General features: G+C 30.8%; 20 protein-coding genes and 1 tRNA gene. 4 read left to right on the forward strand and 17 right to left on the reverse strand.

The window, feature by feature from the left end:
* Positions 1-3: 3 nt before the first annotated feature.
* The 12 genes from MSM_RS00490 to MSM_RS00545 form a co-directional block, all read right to left on the reverse strand.
* On the reverse strand, positions 4-948 hold the full coding sequence (locus MSM_RS00490; protein WP_004034032.1) for a methionine synthase: 945 nt from the start codon (positions 946-948) through the stop codon (positions 4-6).
* 8 nt (positions 949-956) lie between these two features.
* Complete coding sequence (locus tag MSM_RS00495; protein WP_004034043.1) at positions 957-1,262, reverse strand: DUF1894 domain-containing protein; 306 nt, start codon at positions 1,260-1,262, stop codon at positions 957-959.
* Between the two features lie 4 nt (positions 1,263-1,266).
* Positions 1,267-1,719, reverse strand: a complete 453-nt coding sequence (locus MSM_RS00500; RefSeq protein ID WP_004034044.1) for a DUF1890 domain-containing protein — start codon at positions 1,717-1,719, stop codon at positions 1,267-1,269.
* A gap of 15 nt (positions 1,720-1,734) precedes the next feature.
* Complete coding sequence (locus tag MSM_RS00505; protein WP_011953683.1) at positions 1,735-2,829, reverse strand: hypothetical protein; 1,095 nt, start codon at positions 2,827-2,829, stop codon at positions 1,735-1,737.
* Between the two features lie 45 nt (positions 2,830-2,874).
* Positions 2,875-2,947: transfer RNA gene (locus tag MSM_RS00510), tRNA-Ala, on the reverse strand.
* Positions 2,948-3,001: 54 nt separating this feature from the next.
* Positions 3,002-4,042: a DUF354 domain-containing protein gene (locus MSM_RS00515; protein ID WP_011953684.1), complete on the reverse strand. Its 1,041-nt coding sequence runs from the start codon at positions 4,040-4,042 to the stop codon at positions 3,002-3,004.
* Between the two features lies 1 nt (position 4,043).
* Positions 4,044-4,697 (reverse strand): hydrogenase nickel incorporation protein HypB, encoded by a 654-nt coding sequence (hypB, locus tag MSM_RS00520; protein WP_004034047.1) that lies wholly within the window; start codon positions 4,695-4,697, stop codon positions 4,044-4,046.
* Positions 4,698-4,713: 16 nt separating this feature from the next.
* Entirely contained in the window at positions 4,714-5,091 is a 378-nt protein-coding gene (gene hypA, locus MSM_RS00525; RefSeq protein WP_011953685.1) for a hydrogenase maturation nickel metallochaperone HypA, read from the reverse strand.
* A gap of 151 nt (positions 5,092-5,242) precedes the next feature.
* The gene (locus tag MSM_RS00530; protein ID WP_011953686.1) at positions 5,243-5,452 is read right to left on the reverse strand and encodes a hypothetical protein; all 210 of its coding nucleotides are present in this window, start codon (positions 5,450-5,452) and stop codon (positions 5,243-5,245) included.
* A 66-nt stretch (positions 5,453-5,518) separates the two neighbouring features.
* Complete coding sequence (locus MSM_RS09275) at positions 5,519-6,460, reverse strand: hypothetical protein (protein ID WP_233144491.1); 942 nt, start codon at positions 6,458-6,460, stop codon at positions 5,519-5,521.
* An 84-nt stretch (positions 6,461-6,544) separates the two neighbouring features.
* Positions 6,545-6,739, reverse strand: coding sequence for a hypothetical protein (locus MSM_RS09280; RefSeq protein WP_011953688.1), 195 nt, complete (start codon positions 6,737-6,739; stop codon positions 6,545-6,547).
* Between the two features lie 214 nt (positions 6,740-6,953).
* Positions 6,954-9,554 (reverse strand): DEAD/DEAH box helicase, encoded by a 2,601-nt coding sequence (locus MSM_RS00545; RefSeq protein ID WP_011953689.1) that lies wholly within the window; start codon positions 9,552-9,554, stop codon positions 6,954-6,956.
* A 156-nt stretch (positions 9,555-9,710) separates the two neighbouring features.
* Here MSM_RS00545 and MSM_RS00550 point away from each other — a divergent pair, with 156 nt between their 5' ends.
* From MSM_RS00550 to MSM_RS00560, 3 genes are read left to right on the forward strand one after another with little or no spacing between them, the layout of a single operon-like run.
* On the forward strand, positions 9,711-12,170 hold the full coding sequence (locus MSM_RS00550) for an ATP-dependent helicase (protein WP_011953690.1): 2,460 nt from the start codon (positions 9,711-9,713) through the stop codon (positions 12,168-12,170).
* 17 nt (positions 12,171-12,187) lie between these two features.
* A complete protein-coding gene (locus tag MSM_RS00555; RefSeq protein WP_011953691.1) occupies positions 12,188-13,414 on the forward strand; it encodes a PD-(D/E)XK nuclease family protein in 1,227 nt (408 codons plus the stop codon).
* A 24-nt stretch (positions 13,415-13,438) separates the two neighbouring features.
* Positions 13,439-14,113 carry a DUF169 domain-containing protein gene (locus MSM_RS00560; protein ID WP_004034062.1) on the forward strand — a complete coding sequence of 225 codons (675 nt, stop codon included), beginning with the start codon at positions 13,439-13,441 and terminating at the stop codon, positions 14,111-14,113.
* On the opposite strand, the gene MSM_RS00565 is transcribed toward MSM_RS00560, so the two are convergent.
* The 3 genes from MSM_RS00565 to MSM_RS00575 all read right to left on the reverse strand — a co-directional run bounded on the left by MSM_RS00565 (position 14,099) and on the right by MSM_RS00575 (position 17,354).
* Positions 14,099-14,758, reverse strand: coding sequence for a nucleotidyltransferase family protein (locus MSM_RS00565; protein ID WP_011953692.1), 660 nt, complete (start codon positions 14,756-14,758; stop codon positions 14,099-14,101). The two genes, MSM_RS00560 and MSM_RS00565, sit on opposite strands and share 15 nt — an antisense overlap.
* Positions 14,759-14,803: 45 nt before the next feature.
* Positions 14,804-15,988, reverse strand: a complete 1,185-nt coding sequence (locus MSM_RS00570; protein WP_011953693.1) for a hypothetical protein — start codon at positions 15,986-15,988, stop codon at positions 14,804-14,806.
* A gap of 85 nt (positions 15,989-16,073) precedes the next feature.
* Entirely contained in the window at positions 16,074-17,354 is a 1,281-nt protein-coding gene (locus tag MSM_RS00575) for a Mur ligase family protein (protein ID WP_011953694.1), read from the reverse strand.
* A gap of 93 nt (positions 17,355-17,447) precedes the next feature.
* Between MSM_RS00575 and MSM_RS00580 the strand changes: the two genes are divergently transcribed.
* The gene (locus MSM_RS00580) at positions 17,448-17,849 is read left to right on the forward strand and encodes a hypothetical protein (RefSeq protein WP_011953695.1); all 402 of its coding nucleotides are present in this window, start codon (positions 17,448-17,450) and stop codon (positions 17,847-17,849) included.
* A 38-nt stretch (positions 17,850-17,887) separates the two neighbouring features.
* On the opposite strand, the gene MSM_RS00585 is transcribed toward MSM_RS00580, so the two are convergent.
* Together MSM_RS00585 and MSM_RS00590 are read right to left on the reverse strand one after the other, a co-directional pair.
* Complete coding sequence (locus MSM_RS00585; RefSeq protein ID WP_011953696.1) at positions 17,888-20,641, reverse strand: AAA family ATPase; 2,754 nt, start codon at positions 20,639-20,641, stop codon at positions 17,888-17,890.
* Positions 20,638-21,861, reverse strand: coding sequence for a metallophosphoesterase family protein (locus MSM_RS00590; protein ID WP_011953697.1), 1,224 nt, complete (start codon positions 21,859-21,861; stop codon positions 20,638-20,640). Before MSM_RS00590 ends, MSM_RS00585 begins: the two co-directional genes overlap by 4 nt.
* Between the last annotated feature and the right edge of the window lie 42 nt (positions 21,862-21,903).

Genomic DNA, 21,903 nt, shown 5'->3' on the forward strand with positions numbered 1-21,903 from the left:
TTTTTAACTATATTCATCTTTTATACTGTTCATTAATTTAAGCTTATTGAAAGCTACATCCTTAGTAGCTCTTCTTAACCCACAGTCAGGGTCTAAAATCATATTATCTTTTCCAAGAATTTCAACACCTTTAGCTATCAGGCCTTCAATTTTTTCTTTTGAATCAACTTCATTTATGGAAGTGTCAAGACAGCCAAAGCCTATTTTTTTATTCCTGATTAAAGATGAGTTTTCTTCTAAAATTTTAATGTTAATGTCGTTTCCTGCAAATTCACAGTCCAAAATATCAATATTGAATTTAATCAAATCTTTGAAAACATTATCCAAATTACCGCAAACATGCATAGCTAATGGAACACTAAGATTTTCACCAATTATATCAATAGCTTTACTGGCTACTTTCAAATCAACCAGACCAGTAGATAAAAACGGTTCATCAACTTGAATATAAACCGGATTAATCTTTTTTTCAATAGCTTCAACTTCATGTTTAAGACTTCTGGCCAAATCCAAAATTGCATCTTCCTTATGTTTATAGAAAGACTCAATTCTTGATGAATAAACAATTGTGGAAGGACCAGTTATGATTCCCTTAATTCCTTTACCTTCAGGAATATTTCCATTAAAATAATCATTCATGACTTTTTTAGCATATTTTAAATCATCAATGGAAATTTCTTTTGTAGGCTGTCTGATTTTAGAAGTGATAACAGTATTATTGTCTTCCAACTGCATTCCCGGAATAAAATTAGTAAAAGTAGAAACCATATCTCCACGAACCTGACCATCAGAAATAATGTCAACTCCAGCATCAAGTTGTGAGATTACAGTTTGTTTTATAGACTCCTTAAAAGGATCATAAGCTCCAAATACATTTAATATTTTATCTTTTGCAGTAGTTGGAGATTTTATTTCAGCAGGAAAACTGCCAACAACAGTAGAAATCATAAACTCATCTATTTGATATTTAATGTTCTTATTTTTTCAATCTCGGCCATGTCAACCGGCAACTCTACAACTGCAGTACCATAACATGGTTTGGTATATGGAATAAGTACAGTTCCTTTTTTTGAATCAACACCAATAGGAATCGGAGTTATACCAATAACACGAGATCCTAAAATTTCTTCTCCAGCATTGACATAAACGATTTCTGGAGCTTTAAATCTGATAAGTCTGGCACAATCTTTAAAGCCTGCCTGTGATGCCAAAATTTCATAATTATCAGACTGCTGAAGATAAGTATCTAAACAAAAAGACATTTTATTATAACTCCTTCAATACTTTATCTAGGTTAACTTTAATTGGATTTGGATTATGAAATGCTCTTACAGAAATAACTTCTGCATCAGTATTTTCACTGACAATTTCAGTATATTCCTTTAACAACTCAGAATCCTTTTCAAATACAAGTGCAATAGATTTGGTTTGTAGAAGCTGATAGAAAGTTACAAAATAGGATGCTGCTGCATCTTTATGTACAAATCCTAACAACAAATCATATTCCCCTTCCTGAACATTAGCTAAGCAGTCGTCCAAGTCAACCATTTCCTGAATATAATATTTTTCCGGATCAGAAACTTTAACTAATTTGGAAGCTGCAGGATTGGCAGCAATTGTCACATCATAACCTTTTTCAGATAATTTATAAGACGCATAAATTGACATAGGTGTTTGTGATGGGGTTTCCGGACATCCCAATAATATTAATGCTTTCATCTCTTTTCAACCTCTTTAAATATTCTTATTAGTTCTTGATTTAAGTGTAACAACATTAGCCAATATCAATGCTCCCAAAAAGATAAATGAAAGCAACGCTAATCCGTTAATAGATCTGTTAAATATAAACATACCGATTAATGCCTGTGCAATAAATGCAGTTAATGCACCTGTCAATAACACTTCCCTACCTAAGTATTTCTTATTATTATTTTCTCTTTTTTCCCTATACATGGTCAATATTTTTAAACCAATTATGATAGTTCCTAAAACAAAAACTATTAAACCGACAAGACCTAAATAACCAAAGTCAAATCCATATCCGAAAATACCTGGAAGCATATAATCGATTGTATCTTTCTGATTTACAAGCACTCCGCAGAACAATGGGAATGGCAAACCAAAGAATATGATTAATTGCATCGGCAGGGTAATATATCCTTCAGCAAATGCTGTTCCTTCAGTACCCCAGAAAGAAGCAGCACCATTATGTCCGATTAGCTGGATGTTATTTAATACCATTTTAATACTGGATGAAGAGTACTGTTCAATTCTTCCTAACCTTAACAATGGAGAGAAAATAGTCATTCCAGTTATTCTAGCTACTATTTCAAGTCCGAAAAAACCTGCAAGAGCTGCTCCGAAAAACATTAAAATCCTTTTAAGTGTAAATACTGATTTTTCTCTGAAAGATTTGGAAATTATGATGTATCCAATAAACAAACCTAATATCCATAATATTAAGAAAGATCTGTGCATTAATCCACCGAAAATGGTAATACCTGCAAGGAACAATAAAACAACTTTTCTAAGAGGTCGTACATCCACTCCCGAACTCTTCATCACCTTCAGCGATGCAAATGCAGAAACAATAGCCATTAAAGCAATTGGCCCAAATGGATGTGTAAATTCATTCTGACTAGATGAAATTATTAGTAAAAGAATATCTGCTCCAAAAAGAAGTGTGAACCCACCAGCTAAAAAGAGAGATAAAAACGTTACAACACTAAGTGACAATGGAATTAAATTAAGACAAAAGACTAATGTAACAAATAACATTGCCCCTACTTCTAAGATTAGTTGTAAATGATTCTGAGCTATTAACATCATAATTTAATCACAATTTTAAATTTTATTTTTTTGAAAATTTATAAATGGACTGACCGGGATTTGAACCCGGGGCCTCCGCCATGCCAAGGCGACGATCTACCATCTGAGCTACCAGCCCATAATAATAAAAACTAAATATAATATATAATATTTAGTTGTTTTTAATATAAAACTATTTACCTTCATTACCCAAATCATAAATATTATCTATGATAATTTGGAATAAATCATCAGTTTTGAAATCAATTTTTTCATGAGGATTAACAATAAAAGCCAAAGCTTTCTGTATAACTTCATCTATATCATTGGATCTAAACATTAAACCCTGATCGATATAATACTGATCTACAGCTAATGTTTTACCTGGATAACATGAAATAACAGGAGTCTGCAATATGGCTGCTTCCCTATTCATAGTTCCCCCTGCTCCAATTACCAAATCCGCTTTTTTCATTAAGCTTGAAGTATCGACAGGAGGCTCTAAAATAGTAACATTATCAATGCCTTCAAAGATTTCTGCCTGTGCTTTGAATCTTGGCAATATCAATATATTAGCATATTCTTTTAATACATCAACAATTGGAGATAAAACTGATTTATGACAATCTGCATCTAAATAAGATGCTAAAGATGGTTCAGGTCTCATCAAAATAGTTTTTGGATATTTCAATTTAAGGTCCAGATCATCAAAAATATTGTCGTTATATTCAAAGCTCTTAAAATGCATCAATTCAGAAGTTCCGTTATATGGAATGATACTGTTAGGGTCTGCTCCAAATTGCATTAATTTCCAGATATCAATTTTATTTGGTGTGATAATTCTGTTACATAACGGGAGAGTTAATTTATTTGCAGCTAATGCATGTTCATTATCCAAAACATACAAACTTGGAATTCCCAAACCAAATGCTATTCTTGGAAGTTCAATAGAATGCTTGCTAAGTGCAACATCCACCTTTTCATCATTAATAACATCTACAAGTTCATAAACACGTGAAGTACTTTCTTTAAGCTTATCATATAAACTTACTCCATGTTTTCCAACAGAAATAAAGTCTATATCATACATATTCATCAGTTTATGAATATCTCCAAAGTCTCTGGCTGTAATTATTAAATCTTCTCCTTCAGATTCCAAATATTTAATGACATCTTTAAAAAACCTTACATGAGGTGCATTTGAAATATCAATCCATATTTTCAATGAAACCACCTTAACTATCTTTTTGTTTATTAATAGCTGAGATGATTTCTGATAAACCTTCACCCTGTTTTAAACTAGCTTTAATAACTTGAACATCTGGATTTAAACGTTTTGCATCATTAACCATCTTATCAGCATCTGCACCAACAGCATCAGCTAAATCCACTTTATTAATAACAACTAAATCAGAAGTTTGGAAAATCAATGGGTGTTTTTCTACAGTATCATCACCTTCAGTAACACTTACAACAACAATTCTCATGTGAGAACCTAAGTCAAAATCAACAGGACAGATTAAATTACCTACATTTTCAATAATAACCATGTCCAAATCGTCTAACGGTAAATCTCCAAGTCCATGACCTACCAAATGAGCATCTAAATGGCATTCTTTACCTGTGTTTAAACCAACTACTGGAGCATTATGTTTTTCTATTCTGCCTGCGTCAAATTTACTAATTACATCTCCTGCAATTACACCTATTTTATCATCAGTATTTTCAATAATGTTTTCAATTAATGTAGTTTTACCGGAACCAATAGCTCCAACAAAATCAACACAGAAAATGTTTTTTTCTTCAAGATTTTCTTTATTTCTATTTGCTAATCTTTTATTAGCATCCATGATATTTTTTTGTACTTCTACATCAGCTACATTATGCATAATCAATTCCTCCTATCTAATCATCATCAGGTTTCTCAATAACAATATTTTTAACAACACAATCTTTTCCGTTTAAAATAGATATTCTTTTATTTCCACATTTCGGACATTCTACAATTGGAGCATAGTGATCTTTATCATCCAGTTCTGCTACTCCTTTAAATCCGCATTCAGGACAATTAATTTCAACAGGTATCTCTTCAATTTTAATATCGGCATCTTCAACTATGGTATTTTCAACTAAAACGCTTAACATGAAACGTAACTGTTCAGGGTTTATCATAGCCAATCTGCCAATTTCAATACCAACTTCAGTAACTTCAGTTGCATTGTTACTTTCTGCAGTATCTATTACTGCATTTATTATTCCTTGAGCCATAGATAATTCATGCATTTTATTTCTCCTACATATTCAGAAAAAAATCTTAATATTATAATTATAGTTAGGATGATTAATAAATATTGTTAATTAATGTGAAAATCAGCAAAATTTATGTTTTAAAAAAAATAAGTTTTATAAAAAAAAATAATGGATAAAAATTAATTTATCCCATATTATAAGCATCGTATGCAGCATATACAGCATATATTAAGTAAATAATATTACCAATGGTACCTAATGCGTAAGCTAAAATAATTGAAATAACAATTGCTGCAACAAACATTATTATACCTTTCTGGGTTTCACCTTGTACTACTTGACCAATACCAGGGAAGAAGAAAGAAATAATAGCTGCTACTATTGGACTAACCATTAATACCCCTCAATAATTCAATTAAAAAATCAATACAAAATATCGTATTATGTTATATAGACTCTTTCAAAAACTTTGTTGATTTTCAAAATCCTTTTTGCGATTGTCATTCCAAATTAGATCTCTGCGATATATTCGTTTTAAAACGCCCCGTTTGGTCTTGAATGTTCGTTTTCTGGATTTTGGCATTGTTTTTTGAAATGCATTTTCAATTTTGTTACTTGTTTTTTCAATTCGTTTATCTTTTAAGTGACGAATGAAGCTTTTATATCGTGGCCTGATTGATTTTTTGATTATTTTATAAATAACTGGATGAAATTCTTCTTTGCGATGAATTAAAGATGTTACTTCTTTTTTGAATTCATCGTAATCATTTAAATCGAATAAATCTTTGATTATTTTCAGTTGTTTGTGACATTCTTGATATTCTTCATCAGAAATGCGATTTTTGTCTTTAAAAGTTTTTAATTGTTTATTTAAACTTTTTTTAGTATGAAAAATACATAATTGATGTTTAAAACCTAGTTTTGGGATAATTGAAGCATATTTTTTATCTAAATCTGTGGTAATTGCAATTTTATTTTTATTTACCGTTGATTCTCTTAAAAACTTCTCAACAGTGTTTTCATCTTCAGTATCGTAAATTGCATCGGCTACGATACAATTTGAAATAGAATCAAGTAATATGTGTCGATATTTCCATTCTCCGTTGATTTTTATCCATTCTACATCGAAGACATAATAACCCGAGCAACGTCCTAAATCAAATTCTAAAATGTTTTCATTAACAAAAAGCCAATTTTCAATTGTTTGATGTAAAACAGTGATTCCAAAGAATTTTTTAAAAGATTTACAAACATTTTTCAAGCTTCCCAAATAATCTGAAATCAAATGTTCAGATTCACTTTTCAATTCATTTGTAAAATTACTGTTTTTATCAACAAGACTTGTTAAATCAGTTTGAAAGGTTTTACTGCATCGTTTACAAATATAACGCTGAACCTTCACTTTAGTTTTACCAATTTCTTTAAATACCAATGTTCTTTTTGTAAAACCATATTTAACAACATGACGAGTTCCACAATGTGGACATCAATCTAAACTCATTTTAAAATAAGGAACATCCTTCTTAAAACTTAAATCAAAAGATTTTAAAACTTTTTGACAGGATTTAAAAATTTTCACAAAACGAGGATCTGAAAGGACTAATCCATCATTTGAATCGCAAAATATATATTGTTTAACATCTAAAATACTATTTGGAGTAAATTTTTTTTGATTTGGCATGATAAAAACTTTTACTCCACCTATTTATTAAATTTAACTATTTTTAAGCAAAATCAAAAATTCACAACTAATTTTCATGAAAAAATTTCAAATCAACAAAGTTTTTGAAAGAGTCGTTATATATTAACATTGAAAATATTTAAAGTTTCCTACTGTATTTCCATTTAATATTCAAAAAAAATGTAATAGGTTAAACGAAGAAAAATAAAATAAATTATTTTAATTCTAACCATAATTCATTAGCATCTTCGTTGGCAGAGTCAATTTTTAGAGCCCTTTTTGTAAACATTTTGGCTCCATTTCTGTCACCCTGTTCATATAATATTCTACCAAATAAAGCCCATGCATCAGCATATTCATCATCAATTTCAACCAGCTCATTTAATGATTCTTTTGAGTTGAAATAATCTCCTTGTGAATATAAATCATAAGCTTCTTCATATAATGTTTCAAGAGTTATATCATTAGTAGAAATCTCTTCAATTTCATTTTCCTCAACTTTTTCAATAGCTGTTTCTTCAGGATTTTGTGAAATCAGATTGCACATATAATTTAAAATATATTCAGTTGCTTTTTTGTGAAGTGGCTTATTATCATTTCCGCATTTCGGAGAATAAATACATGAAGGGCATCCGTCATGACAGCTACAATTTTTAAGCAAATCTCTTGTAGATTTTAACAAATCAACAAATACATCAACAGCTTTTTGTGTTATTCCAATTCCACCTTCATAAGCATCATAAATGAATATTGTAGCTTCCTGAGTGTCTTCATGATAATTTGTAGATAATCCTCCAATGTCAAATCTGTCACACATTACATGAAGCGGAAACAAACCTATTAATGCATGTTCCGCACCGTGAAGTCCACCTTCAAAGACTTCCTCTTCACCTTTATATAAATCTTCAAGATTATTTTTAACTTCACGTGGAACTGTAAACCATAATCCTTTTGTTCTGAATTTTAAAGGTGGCAAATCTAAATTAAACTGTCCGATTACTTTTGAAAAATGCATTTTCTTATATCTGTAATAGTCTTCCTCTACAGTTAATTCACCGAAATGGATTTTTAAATTGCCGTATTTTGTTTTGGATAATTTTTTCTCAATATTGATATGTACCTTATTTAAAACCATGGTATGATAATCTACAGTGTTTTTAGAAACATTTACAAAATGACTGGCTAAATTAACACTGTCTACCTGATATGTTTCACCTTTATTAATTAAAATAGCTCCTTCATGTGCTTCCCTATAAACCTGTGAGCGTTCCATAACCTCTAAAAGTTTACCATTATTCATTACTCTGAATTCATCATTGGATAACTGATCAAGAGAATGTGACATTGCAGGATTGTCATCATATGGGTAAATATAATCTCCACGGGGATTTTGATATAAATCCTTTTTAGAAACCAATTTGCCCAAGACTTCTTTATCCACTCCAAAATAATCCATAGCTTCATCTTTTTTAAGAGTTAATTCTTTAGCGGCACACAATAAATGGGCTTCCTGCAATATATGGTTTGACAAATCAATTATTACATTTTCATGAGGTTTATCAAAAAAGAAATCAGGATTATTCATAAAATACTGATCTAGCTGATTTTCAAAGGCAACCAAAATAGCTAATGATTTCTGATTGCTTCTGCCTGCCCTTCCGCTTTGCTGCCATGTGGAAATCATAGTTCCGGGATATCCTGAAATAATAACTGCATCAAGTGAACCTATATTGATACCTAATTCCAAAGCATTTGTACATGTAACTCCAAGATATTTACGTGATTTCAATCCGTCCTCAATTTCACGTCTTTCATCTGCCTGATAACCTGCCCTATATGCAGTTATTCTGTGGGTCAATTTTTTCTTAATATTATCCATGTCTTTTTTAGCCCACATAGCTATTAATTCAGTTATTTTACGTGAAACAGTAAAACATAATGTTTGAATGTCTTTTAACATCAGGTAAACAAATATATTTTCTGTTTCAATGTGTACAGAAGGTGCCTCTTCACTGTTGTGTTTTTTTCTTCTGTAATTTCTGAATGGATTGTACAATATAAAATCTTTTTCTCCGCTTGGAGATGTATCATTATCCACTAATCTGAACTTCTCACCTGTTAATCTGTTAGCCAGTTCCAATGGATTGGCCAATGTTGCAGAAGATAATATAAACTGAGGATTTGCTCCGTAGAAATTAGCTATTCTTTTTAGTCTTCGAATAAGATAAGCCACATTTGAGCCGAAAATACCCTTATAATAATGGGATTCATCAATGACAATGAATTTCAGATTGCTGTAAAAACGTTTCCACTGGTGATGCCAGGACAGAATAAGATGCAGCTGATAGGGATTTGTTAGAATAATCCTTGATTTTTGACGAATATCATATCTTTTGGATTTTGGAGTATCCCCGTCATATGTATTAGGATTAATTTTAATGTCCAGGGATTTTTCAAGATTTTCCAAAACATGGAGCTGATCGTTTGAGAGAGCCTTTGCAGGGTAAATATATAATGCTGTGGCATCTTCATCTTCAATCATTGTTTCCATAATCGGCAAATTGAAAGCCAATGTTTTACCTGAAGCTGTAGGTGTTGTAATGATTACATTTTCATCATTTTGAATGGCCTCATAAGTTTCTGATTGATGTTTATATAATTTAGCATTTTTTGACTTTAAATAATCAACAATTTTAGGATTTAAATTATCAACTTTTTTATAGCTAGCTTTTCTGGCAGGAATAGTTTCTACATGAGCTATTCTGTCCCTGTACCTCACATCATTTTTAAACATATCAATTGTTGATTTGGTCATAATAATCTTGAAAAAAAGTTATCCATTAATAAATAATATATGAATAAATTAAATATTTAAATTATTCGTGTAAATGATACTTATCAAATGCTCTGTAGAGTATTTTATATAGTTAACATATATAAATAATAAATAATTAACAAAATGAGGACAACAATGATTAGTTACGAAGAATTTGAAGATATTGTTGTAAACACACTGAAAAGGAACATTTCTTCAAATGAAGATCAAAAAAAAGCCATTTCATCTCATGCAAATGAATCTCTTTTCATAGTAGCAGGACCAGGATCCGGAAAAACTACTGTAATTGTACTTAAAATACTTAAATATATTTTTGTTGATGATATTGCTCCAGATGAAATTTTAGCAACTACTTTTACTAGAAAAGCAGCAAATGAACTGCATTCACGTATTTTAAGCTGGGGAGATCAAATTAAAAACTATCTTTTAGACAACATTGTTGAAGATGATCCTGTTAAAGAAATGGAATTAATGGATTTCATTGAAAAAAAGATAGATTTAAACAAAATCAATATTGGAACTACTGACAGTGTAGCTGAAGATTTACTGAGAATTCATAGAGAGCCTGGAACGAATCAGCCATTGGTAATTGAAGATTTCGTTACAAAGTCTGCTATGACAAATATTCTTCTTAAAGACAATATATACTTAAATGAAAATTTAAAGGAATATCTTAAAAGCTTTACACCTAAAGAAAAACTGGAAGAACCTTCAAAAATGGCAGAAATCATTCTAAATATGAAAAACAGAATGTACTATGACCAGGTGAATTTTGATGAAATCTATGATAAATTTGAAGAAGGCAGCGGAGCCAAATTAACTCTCAACTGTATAAAAGATTACGAAGATGAATTGAAAAAAAGAAATATTATAGATTTCCCAATGCTTGAATTTAAATTTCTAAATAAACTTAAAAATCATAAATTGGACATTTTTTTAGACAACATAAAAATCATTTTAATTGATGAATATCAGGACACCAATCTGATTCAGGAAGATATCTATTTTACAATAGCCGAATACGGTCTAAAAAATAACGGCAGCATAACTGTTGTAGGTGACGATGACCAGTCCCTTTATCGTTTTAGAGGAGCTACTGTAGACTTATTTACAAATTTCAAAAAACGTGCACATGACAGGTTGGGAATTAATGTTGAAGAAATTAATTTAAAAACCAACTACAGATCCAGTGAAAATATTATCAATCACTGCAACCATTTTGTAGAACTGGATAAAGAATATCAAAAAGCCAGAGTAGATGAAAAACCTAAAATCATTGCTCCCGATTTTGACAAAGATAAAATGCCCGTTTTAGGAATGTTCAGAAATAACCCTCAAATGTTAGCCAGAGATTTAACCCTGTTAATTAATAATCTCATAAACAATGGAGAAGCCTCTCTAAAAATCAGAAGAATATTGAATAAAGATTATTATGACACATTAAATGGCAATTCCAACTTACAATCCATTAATAAACAAAAACAGAATAATGCTAAAAAAAGCAAAAATTTAGAAAAAATTACATTAAAATTAGATGAAGAATACGGCTCTGCATCAGACATAGCTATTTTATCATATTCTCCTAAAGAAATGAAAGGAAGCAATCCCACATTTAATTTTTACTTAAGGAAAAATCTTAAAAAACTGAAAAAACCTATTGAAGTTTTTAATCCAAAAGGAAGAGACCTGCAGGATGTAAAACAAGTTGAAATATTTTGCGGATTAATTCTAGAATGCATTGATCCTCAAGGAATAATCCAAAAATCCGATAAGCAAATCCAGAATTTAGCTGACAGAAATATGAACCGTTGGAGATACCGGGCAATAGACCACATTAAATCAAAACCTGAACCAAACGAACCTGTTTCATTATCTGAATTTGTGATTTCATGGCAAAACCGCCACCCTAAAAACCGTGACAAATGGCCAGAAAGTGCAAGTTTAATGGAATTAGCATATAAATTGATTACATGGATTGAAGAACTTCAGGATGATGTTGAAGGAATTGTATACTTAGAAGCTATTACAAGGTCAATTAAACAAACGGGATTTTTCAATAAATATTCTGGAAATATTGTATTTACCAATTCAAAAACCGAAAGGGAATCTGTTCTTGAAGCTATATGGAATATTTTCATTCCAATAGCTACCGGAGGGGTTGGAATTGATGAAGATCTTCTTGAAACACTGCCTGATGACAGAATAAACATAATGTCTATTCATCAATCTAAAGGATTGGAGTTTCCTTTAGTAATTGTTGATGTAGGCAGCAGATTTAAAAAGAACACAGTAAATACTCAAAATTTAAGATTTCCGAAACTGGAACCTAAAAACAGAAGCATAGAAGATAGTGTGCGTTGTTTCAGTTCTCTTGGAGAATCAGAAAGAAGTGAAAAGGACAGATCATTTGATGATTTAACAAGACTTTATTTCGTTGCATTTTCCAGAGCTGAAAATGTTTTACTTCTTATTGGATTATTGCCGTCACTTGACGGATATGCAGTTAACAATAACCTTAAACAAATTCCTAATGTTGCCCTTGGCTGGAACAGAGATGAACAATTAGTCGGATTTGATGAAATATATTTAATATGAAAAAGGAGACTTAAAAAATGAAATTATCTTCAAGATCTAAAGCATATATGATTCCGGAATATAGTTTAACTGGAGATTTGCTCTCCTTTTTAACCTGTAATTTACAGTACAGATATCAAAATAAAGGTACTCTTCCTCCGTCAATGCCTATCCAATTATGGTTTGGAGAATTTATACACGGAGTAATGGAAGAAGCTTACCTGCAGTGGGAACTGAATAAAACACCGTTTCCATGGGACTGGAAAAAAGATATCAGACCTATTGAAAATATGATTGATGCAAGGCTGCAGGTAAGAGGGCTTTATCCTCCGAAAGAACATTTCTTTTCAACAAATCATCCAAGTAATGAAAATGTTGATGTCAATGAAAGAGACCATAAAAAATTAGCCAGCGCAAGAGCCGAAAGAGCTATTAATTACTGGGGTCCTCATTTATTCCCGCTGATTGATTCTGCAGAATTGCTGATAAAAGGAATCAGAAATATGCCCCATTACGATAAAAACACTAGCCGTTCCAATTATTATGGAATTAATGGTGTTATTGATGTTTTAAGCTCATTGAAAATTAATGAAACAATTGAAAATACCAGACAAACCACATTGGATTCCTACAGAAATAAAATCATTGAATATTTAAAAAATGACAAAGAGTTCCAGGAACATATAAACAGCATTGATGGTGATGAATACGAAGTAATCATTGATTATAAGGGAATGAGAAGACCTTCAAATCAAAAGGAAGATGATGAAACATGGATTCGCCACAAATGGCAAATTTTAACATATGCCTGGCTTAGACGTCAGCAGGCAGATGCCAAACCAATTGTTGCAGGAATTATTTTCTATTTAAATGAACTTGTTCCGTCAAAAGAAGATCTGATTGTTGTTCAGCAGGATATTCACAATAACCTGACGGACATTCCAAAAGAGGGTGAATTTAAAAAAGATGTTGCATTAATTGAAAACTGGGATGAAGACGCCAAGGTTCCGGAATTAAGTTCAGAATTTAAAACAGCAAGATCAATCAGAATAATTAATATTAACAATGAGGAAATTGAAAAAGCTTTAAATGAATTCGACAATGTTGTGAATAATATTGAATCATCTTTAATTAAAGAAATCAAAGGCTGTAAAATTCAAGACGCATGGAAAGCACAGGGAGATGAAAGAACCTGTGATGCATGTGATTTCAAAACATTCTGTAAAAATAAAAAAACAAAACCAAAAGAATTTACTATTCCTTAAAATAATATATAAATAAGTGATATTATGAGTAGTTTAGAAACCAATCAAGAGTATAGTAAGATACTTGAAGACAATGTTAAATTAACCTGTAAAGCTGTAGCTGTTAAATTATTAGCCAGTGAAGAAGAGCTTCCTGAAGGCTATGATTTAATAGATGAAAAAGTCAGACATTGTGAAATGATTAGAAAAGCATCATATGGAGAAAAATTTTACAGTACCATTGAACAGCAATCCTGTTTAGGCGGAGCTGGAGCTATCGGTCTTAGAGATATGCCTCCTAAATTAGCTAGTGGAGAAAAATATTTTGAATTAGGAAGATTTAAAGATTTAAAAACAGCAAAAGCAGCTACTGAAAAACTTTCAATAATCAAAGAAAGATACTGGGGAATTGTTTATTCACCTTTAGATGAAGCTACTTTTAAACCTGATGTAGTTTTAATAATTACAGAACCTGTTGGTGGAATGAAATTAGCTCAAACTATTGTTTATTCTTCCGGAGATAAAGTAAGACCTAATTTTGCAGGTATCCAATCCCTTTGTGGTGACGCTTTAGCTAATCCATTTATAACTGGAGGAGTTAATTTTACTTTAGGCTGTGACGGTTCCAGAAATGCTGCCGATATTAAAGATAATGAAATGACCATTGGAATTAGTGGTGAAAAATTAGAAGAAGTTATTTCAAACCTACAAGCTATCTAATAACTTTAAATAATCATCATAATGATTTATATTTAATAATTCCAGCTCATTTTTTTCTTTTATTCCATAAAAAGTGTAACCATCACCAAATATTTTTCTTAAAATCGGATTTAAATTATCGTTTTCATTTTCTAAATATTTTATCATATTATCCTTAAATACTACAAAAGGCATTCCCAATCCTTCAGCAGTGTCTAGCAAACCTGTTTTTCTACGTCTTAAAACAGCTATTGTTTTTTCAGGATTATCTGAATTTTTACAAACATTAATCATTTCATTAAATGTTTCACTTGATACTGTCGGCTGGTCTCCAGTTATGCAAAGTGCAAAATCAGAACTGATATTTTTTAAACCATTTAAAAGAGATACTGATAAACCTACATCAACAGGATTATTTTCTATAAACTTTACAGAATCTTTATAATTATCAAAAACAACCTCTTTTATTTCATCACTGTAATGACCTAATACAACAATACATTCATCTACATTTGAGGATAATGCATTATCAATAGTTGTCTCTAAAACACTTTTATTTTGAAACGGAAGAACAAGTTTGTTTTTTACTGAAATATTTCGGGAAATCTGATCCTTTCTCATACGGGAATTTTTACCTGCAGCGGTAATAATAGCTGAAACTGTCATAATAAACACTAAAAAAAAAGTAAAGTAAAAGATAAATAATTATCTTCAACTTGGAATGAATCTTTCTATCTTACCATAAATTGCCATGCCTGTACCTGAACCTTCAGTCCACATTACTATTTTGACTGGATAATCATGATTATTTGTAACTTTAATATCTTCAGAAGGATTAAATCCAAATAATACTGCATCATTATCTCCACACATACCTACCGGCAATCCAAATCCTTCAGCAAGAACAGCTGCTCTTAATACTCTAGCTGGTGGACATACACCATGAGAAGCACTGCCTCCAGGAGCATTACTATCAGAAGCAGAACCAAAATCAATATATGCTTTTCCATTTCCACTTGAATTTGGTGGAATTACTGTATTATTCCATGCATCTACAAAAGATCTTGCATTAAATTCTCTTACTCCGTCTCCATATTCAGGGTGAGAACCTAAAGAAGTAGAATAAACTTCACCATCTTCTTCTGTAACATTACCCATATACAATACAATAGGAGTGCCGTCAGGATATGCTGCCACATAATCGGACACATTATCACCAAATATGATGGACACATTACCCGCACTTATATTGTTTCTTCCGTCAGAAAAGTTAACAATTCCGCGTTCCAGTGTGAAGTTAGATTTGTCGGAATCATAATTATACCAATTTTGAATAGTTGTAGTATTGTAATACTTGCCTCCAAAATCAGTATTTTTAATTTCTGAAGTAGGAATTGATTCAACAACAGTACCATTTTCCACAACATCAACACCATCAGATGTTTTGGTTAAAATCTTATAAGGTGCACTGTAACCCCATACATAAGTATGCGGAGCTTTAACAGCTAATTGATTACCTTCATAAGTCAAATAACCAGGACCTTCAAATCCCTGTGCCTTACCATAAGAATCTATACCTTCAGTGGATATTGTAGTAAAGTCAAATGGAACAGTTCCAGTTGTTAAAGTTATTAGTATACCCTGCAAATCAAGACTTTTAATCTGATGAGCCATAAAAGGCAAATTACCTAACAAAGGTAATTGAATTGATTGATTTTCACCTAAAATGGAATCCCCTTCAAACATAGACTGACCAATAGGCAAATTATAATCCTTTGCAAAAGATTCACCAGTGTATGCAGTATGATTTACAAAAGAAAATGCGAATAAAAGTAAAGAAATAAAGAATAATGCCAATATTATCTTAATAGATGTACTTCTCCATTCATAACTCATATTATTTAACACCTTCAATAATAATATAACAATAGTATATTTAGTTACTATTATATTTATATATTTTTATTCTAATGAATACAAACTAAAGGTTTTCAGACAAGAGCCTTATTCTTTCTTGAATCTCAATAATAGCTTCCTGACCGTTGCCTCCAATGAAAAGTGCATCTTCATGAGAAAATTCAGCGATAAGAGCAATTATTTCATCTAATGAGTTAGCTACCTCAATTCTACCCTCATAACCAAGTCTGTTTAAACGATAAAGTCCCATATCAACAGTATCATCTAATCCCGGAAACAGAACAATAACTTCAGGATTATATTTAACCGCTTCATCCAAAATACTTAATCTATGTTCTTCATTAGCCCTTGGAGTACCTATAAATAAAGCATAGAAATCATTCTCATTTAAAACTGAAGTTAATGCATCTGAATTATCAGTTTTACCTACAAAAATTGAAGCATTATTAATTTTATAAACATTCATTCTTCCTTCAACTGCTTTAAAATCAGCTAAAGATCCCATGATAATGTCCTTAGGTATTTTAAGCTCAGTAGCTATAGCTGCAACCAAACCAGCATTTAATGCATTGAATCTGCCCCAAACTTGCAATTTTTCATCATATTCAAAGAAAGGAATAGCTTTACTGGCCACTTCTTTAAAATCAGCATTGAAATCCTGATTAAAAGCTGTAAAAGCCGTTTTGCCTTCAAAGAATCTTACCAAAGTATTTTTATAATTGGCTATTGTCTTATGAACATCCATATGATCATTGCCAATATTGGTAAGGCCCACCATATCGAAATCAAAGCAATAATTGCAAAAATCAAGTGTCATATCACAAACTTCAACAAGTAAAATATCATAATCATCATTTGACGCTTCTAAAATTAAATCATAGTAACCTGAAAAGCCTCCACCACCATTTCCGCCAACTAAAACTTTTTTGCCCGCATTTTCCAAAATACTTTTTAACATATGGACACTTGTAGTTTTACCGTTAGTTCCTGTAATGCCAATAGTAAAAATGTCTTTATGTTTAGTTACAACATTGCTTAACAGTTTGCCTTTTTCAAGCAATTTATCTGCAAAAGCTCCTCCGTACATACTGGGACTAATAGCTATTGCATCACATTCTTCAATTGCACTTGAATTTGAAAAACCTAAATCAACAGTTAAATTATCAGAAACAATGGAAACAGTTTCACCACCACTGACCAAATTCATTGAAATCATAGGCAATTCCAAATCTGATAAATCAACATTACTATTTAAATCAGTGGCATAAACCTCCCAACCATGACTTAAAAGAGAATTGACTGCCTTTTTTCCTTCCACACCTAAACCTATAACTGCTGCTTTCATAAAAAAAATACCTTTATATTTTATAACAGTATAAACTATTGTTATTCAAGTATAAATATTATAACATTCATAACTCATTTAAAAGGTGAAATAATGTTTGAAGAGGAAAATGACAATAAAATATATCGTCTTATCATCACTAACGGCTATGACAAAAACAGAGAATATGCAAAATTTACCGAGCAAATATATTCTAAAACTGATTTTTTATGGAAAGAATCCATTTCCGGGTCTTATTCAACAGCCAATAAAGAATTTTTTGAAAAAATAGATGTTATAATCCTCTTAGCAGGTTTGTATAACAATAATAAGGAAAATTTTAATGATTTAATTGAAGCTAGTAAAAACTTTGATATTCCAATAGTTCTTGTAAGACCTCACGGACTTGAAGAAGTTCCTGAAAGTTTAGAAAAAGAAGCATCAACAATTGTAGGATGGAATGCAAACTGTATTGTAGATGCAATAAAAAATGCTGAGGAAATGGGCAGAATCTAAATCCCAACATTAATCACTTAAAAAAAAATAAAAAGTATCTAATTAGATACTTTTGAAATACCATTATTTTTTTCTACTTTAACCAAATTATCTGCAGCATTTTCAAGCTGGCTTTCATGAGTTACAATAATCATTTGCGGTAAAACAGTCATATCTTTTAACAAATTAATTAGCTCATGTCTTCTAAAGCTGTCTAAATGTATTGTAGGCTCGTCTAAAAGAATAGTTTCCAAATCACCTTTTGCCTTAGCCTTAGTAATACCTAATCTTAAAGCAAGAGCAATAGCTATTTTTTCACCACCACTTACCATACTCATTGAAGCTTCACCTTCAGGACCGAATACAGTTACTTCATAGTCCTCATCCAATGTTAAATCAGAATAATTAAAGTTAAATTCATCAAAGAAGTCTTTAGTGTATTTCTGAATTACCGGCCTTGAACGGTTCCTCAATTCTTTTTGTATACCATTTTTAGAATACAATGTTCTGATATGATTTAATAAATCAATATAATCAGTAGTGTTTTTGTATTCCTGCTGGAATTTATAGTTAGTTAATATTTTTTCTGCCAAAACATTAACATTAGCTATTAATTCTTTAGCCTGACCTTTAATTTCTGAAAGCTCACCTGCAAATTCATCATATCTTCTTTCATAGACTTCATAGAAGTAGATTACTTTTTCGTATTTTTCTTTATCATAAACAGAAGCTTCTATTTTATTTTTCAGGATTTCAATCTGATTTAATGAAACACCAATATCATCTTTTTTAGAGATTAATTGAGATTCAAGAGCCTTTTTATTTTGAACAAAACCTTTAAGCTGATTAAATTCTTCTTCTTTATTTTTTAAATCAGTAATACGTGCCTGCAAATCAGCAGTACTCATATCCCCACTTAAATGAGGGTCCTGATCAATAGCTAATTTAATGTTTTTAACATGGACATCAACTTCATTATTAACCTGATTTAACTTATATTGAAGTTCAGTTTTACTGCTTAAAACATCAAGAGCTCCTTTTGATTTTATGTATGCATCATAATCCTCTTTATTTTCTTCACGTCCAACTTTCTCTTTAGAGATATCCAATATAAGTTCGCCTAATTTAGTATTGGTGTACTCTTTAGATTCCAGTCCGTCATCAATTTCATTAAGCCTAACCAGATCTTTTTCTAAATTATCAAATTTGTTTTTATATCCTATGATATCTTTAGATAATTCCTGGAGTCTGTTGTATTTTTCTTCAAAACTATCTTTATTTTTATTTAAAAGACGGATATTTTCCTTATTTTCCTCAATAGATTTTTCATTAATCTTAATTTCATTATTATAAGAATCAATCAATTCATTTTTCTTTTGAGGATTGATATCCGACTGACAGACAGGACATTTATTTTCAACATCTCCCAATTCATCTAAAGGTTTTTGTGCTGTTTCAATAGCCTGTTTAAATTTGACAATTTCCTCATTTTTAGAAATAATCTCAAGACTTAAATCCTTAACTTTATTGGAAACTTCTTCACTAAAGTTGTCAGTAACCTCTTCCAACTGAGTGAAATTATCAACATCTGTCAGAATATCCTGAGACAAACCGTTATCATACAGATTATCCTTAGTTACAGAAAAGAACCTTTCAATTTCATTTCTATTTCCTTCAATTGATTTGAGAAGTTGCTTTTTATCTTTTTCAAGCTGGGTAAGAGTAGCCAATTCTTTTTCCAGATTGATTTTTTGATTGTTTAATTTTTCAATCTGCTCATCAGCTGCTAAAAATTTATTATATCCCTCTTTTTTAGTTGCTAAAAGTTCTTCCTGTGTTGCAATTGAATCCAAATCTTTTTCAATTTTTTGTTTATCAAGCTCTAACTGTTGAATGCTTGTAACAGACTTTTCAAAGTCAAGATACAGGGGCAATTTCTTAACAAATTTTTCCAATCTTGCAATTTGCTCTTCAGCTTTTTTTATTTCATCCAAATTATCTTGAAGTGTTCTTTTATCATTTTCAAGAGACTCCAATCTTTTTTTCTCAGCATCCAAATTGTTATTGAAGTTATCAAAGATTTCCTTTTCCCTTTCCATATTGGTTTTTTCATTTTGCTTTTCAGCTTTCATCTCTTTGACTTCTTCAATTTGTTTTTCTAAATCAAGTCCTTTTTCTTTAAGACTGCCTAACAATGCTTTTTTATGATCATATTCCTCTTTTAATTCTTCAGATGAAAATAACTTACCTTTAAGTTCTGACTGGGTTTTTTCATAGTTGCTGATAATTGGCTGCAAGTTTTTCCATGCTTTTTCAAGGGAATCCAAACCTAATAATTTTCCGATTAACTGCTTTTTCTCAGATGAGGTTTTATCAACTAGTTCTGCAATTTCCCCCTGTCTTATGTATATTGCATTTAAAAACAAATCAGAATCAATATCCAAAATAGATTGGATTTCATTAGCTACCTCTTTATCTCCAGCACATGATGGGATAAATTGGCCTTTAGAAGTAGTTTTTTTAAGAAGTGTTGATTTCAAACCTGATTTGGTTTTTTCACGATGAATTTTATATTCTTTACCATTGGAAACAAATTCCAAATCAACATACATATTTTCATCACTGCCATTTCTTACCAGATCATCAATTTTTTTAGCAGTATGCTGTTTAAATAATGCGAAACTAATAGCTTCTAAAATAGTAGATTTTCCAGCACCATTTTCCCCTACAATAACTGTAATCCCATCACCAAACTTAATAACTTCATGACCATAGGATTTGAAATTGTTTAATGTTAATTTTGTAAAAATCATTGAATAGCCCCACTAAATCTTACCTGACCGTCTTCAGCTTTGTTTTCAGTTATTTCCTCACCGGAATCATCACGTATAATATTGTATTTTTCATTGAAAAACTGCCTAATCAAGTCCTCAGATTCCTCTGTTTTATTTTTTGAAAGCAAATCATATAATTCAACAGCTAAATTATTAACGTCTTCACTGTCATATTCCTTTAATTCATCGATTAAAAGCTCTTTAGGACGTAAAGCATTTTCATCATTAATTATGGCATCAACATCCACTTCCCTATCAAGTACATTGAATGTAGGTCTAATCATTAATGCCAAATCACCAAGTTCCCTATTAATGAATTCATAGATTTCACCTAGGTTTGAATCTATATTGTTAATTTTAAGATTTAAAATAGGCCGTTTATCAAAATCTTTTATTGTATTTTTAATGGAATCTATTTCAGCGCCTAAATTTCTATAATCAATTGTTTTTACAATAAATTCACGGGGAATATCCATAGCAACTCTTTTAACATTCATTTTCGGTCCGTCTAAATCAACTACAATAAAACCTTTACCATTCTTTTTAAGGTCTATTAACTCACTAACATTCCAGGTTTCAGTTGAACCTGGATAAACGAGTTTTCCATTACCAAAATCATCACAGATATAATTATGAATGTGGCCTAATGCATAATAATCAAAATTATCGGGAATATCACCAATTTCCAATTCATACTGTAGATTAAAATATTTGTCAATTCCCTGATGTAAAACAAGAATAGATTTTTCGTGATTTTCTGCTTTTTTAGATAATTCATCTAATTTGCTTTTAAGATTTTTGTTTTGGGAAGCAGGATAAAAAGGCAGTCCTGCAATAAAAACATCATCATGCATATAATTTGTATTAATAGGGCTTATTAACTTTAAACCAAATTTTTTAAATAAAACTTGAGGAGGTATAGCTCCGTTACGGTTTACAATATCATGATTTCCTGCAATTGCATACATTGGTATTCCTGCACCTTTCAGTTTAAGCAAACCTTTTTGAAAAGCTAAAAGAGCACTTGGTGACGGTCTTGCTGAATCAAATAAATCTCCACTATGTATTACAAAATCGACCTTTTCTTCGATTATTTTATCTATAATTTTATCAAATACTTCATAAAAGTCTTTTTCCCGTTCAAGCAATCCGAACTGTCTATAACCTAAATGAGTATCTGCCAAATGTGCAAATTTCATTATATTACCTTTTAAAATTTTTATATAACCAATAAACACTCT

It is taken from the genome of Methanobrevibacter smithii ATCC 35061, assembly GCF_000016525.1.
Lineage (GTDB): Archaea > Methanobacteriota > Methanobacteria > Methanobacteriales > Methanobacteriaceae > Methanocatella > Methanocatella smithii.

Excerpts from the sequence above, each read along its gene's own strand:
- MSM_RS00490 (WP_004034032.1), bottom strand. The coding sequence starts at position 948 with ATGATTTCTACTGTTGTTGGCAGTTTTCCTGCTGAAATAAAATCTCCA.
- MSM_RS00495 (WP_004034043.1), bottom strand. The coding sequence starts at position 1,262 with ATGTCTTTTTGTTTAGATACTTATCTTCAGCAGTCTGATAATTATGAA.
- MSM_RS00500 (WP_004034044.1), bottom strand. The coding sequence starts at position 1,719 with ATGAAAGCATTAATATTATTGGGATGTCCGGAAACCCCATCACAAACA.
- MSM_RS00505 (WP_011953683.1), bottom strand. The coding sequence starts at position 2,829 with ATGATGTTAATAGCTCAGAATCATTTACAACTAATCTTAGAAGTAGGG.
- hypB (WP_004034047.1), bottom strand. The coding sequence starts at position 4,697 with ATGCATAATGTAGCTGATGTAGAAGTACAAAAAAATATCATGGATGCT.
- hypA (WP_011953685.1), bottom strand. The coding sequence starts at position 5,091 with ATGCATGAATTATCTATGGCTCAAGGAATAATAAATGCAGTAATAGAT.
- MSM_RS00530 (WP_011953686.1), bottom strand. The coding sequence starts at position 5,452 with ATGGTTAGTCCAATAGTAGCAGCTATTATTTCTTTCTTCTTCCCTGGT.
- MSM_RS09280 (WP_011953688.1), bottom strand. The coding sequence starts at position 6,739 with ATGCCAAATCAAAAAAAATTTACTCCAAATAGTATTTTAGATGTTAAA.
- MSM_RS00545 (WP_011953689.1), bottom strand. The coding sequence starts at position 9,554 with ATGACCAAATCAACAATTGATATGTTTAAAAATGATGTGAGGTACAGG.
- MSM_RS00550 (WP_011953690.1), top strand. The coding sequence starts at position 9,711 with ATGATTAGTTACGAAGAATTTGAAGATATTGTTGTAAACACACTGAAA.
- MSM_RS00555 (WP_011953691.1), top strand. The coding sequence starts at position 12,188 with ATGAAATTATCTTCAAGATCTAAAGCATATATGATTCCGGAATATAGT.
- MSM_RS00560 (WP_004034062.1), top strand. The coding sequence starts at position 13,439 with ATGAGTAGTTTAGAAACCAATCAAGAGTATAGTAAGATACTTGAAGAC.
- MSM_RS00565 (WP_011953692.1), bottom strand. The coding sequence starts at position 14,758 with ATGACAGTTTCAGCTATTATTACCGCTGCAGGTAAAAATTCCCGTATG.
- MSM_RS00570 (WP_011953693.1), bottom strand. The coding sequence starts at position 15,988 with ATGAGTTATGAATGGAGAAGTACATCTATTAAGATAATATTGGCATTA.
- MSM_RS00575 (WP_011953694.1), bottom strand. The coding sequence starts at position 17,354 with ATGAAAGCAGCAGTTATAGGTTTAGGTGTGGAAGGAAAAAAGGCAGTC.
- MSM_RS00580 (WP_011953695.1), top strand. The coding sequence starts at position 17,448 with ATGTTTGAAGAGGAAAATGACAATAAAATATATCGTCTTATCATCACT.
- MSM_RS00585 (WP_011953696.1), bottom strand. The coding sequence starts at position 20,641 with ATGATTTTTACAAAATTAACATTAAACAATTTCAAATCCTATGGTCAT.
- MSM_RS00590 (WP_011953697.1), bottom strand. The coding sequence starts at position 21,861 with ATGAAATTTGCACATTTGGCAGATACTCATTTAGGTTATAGACAGTTC.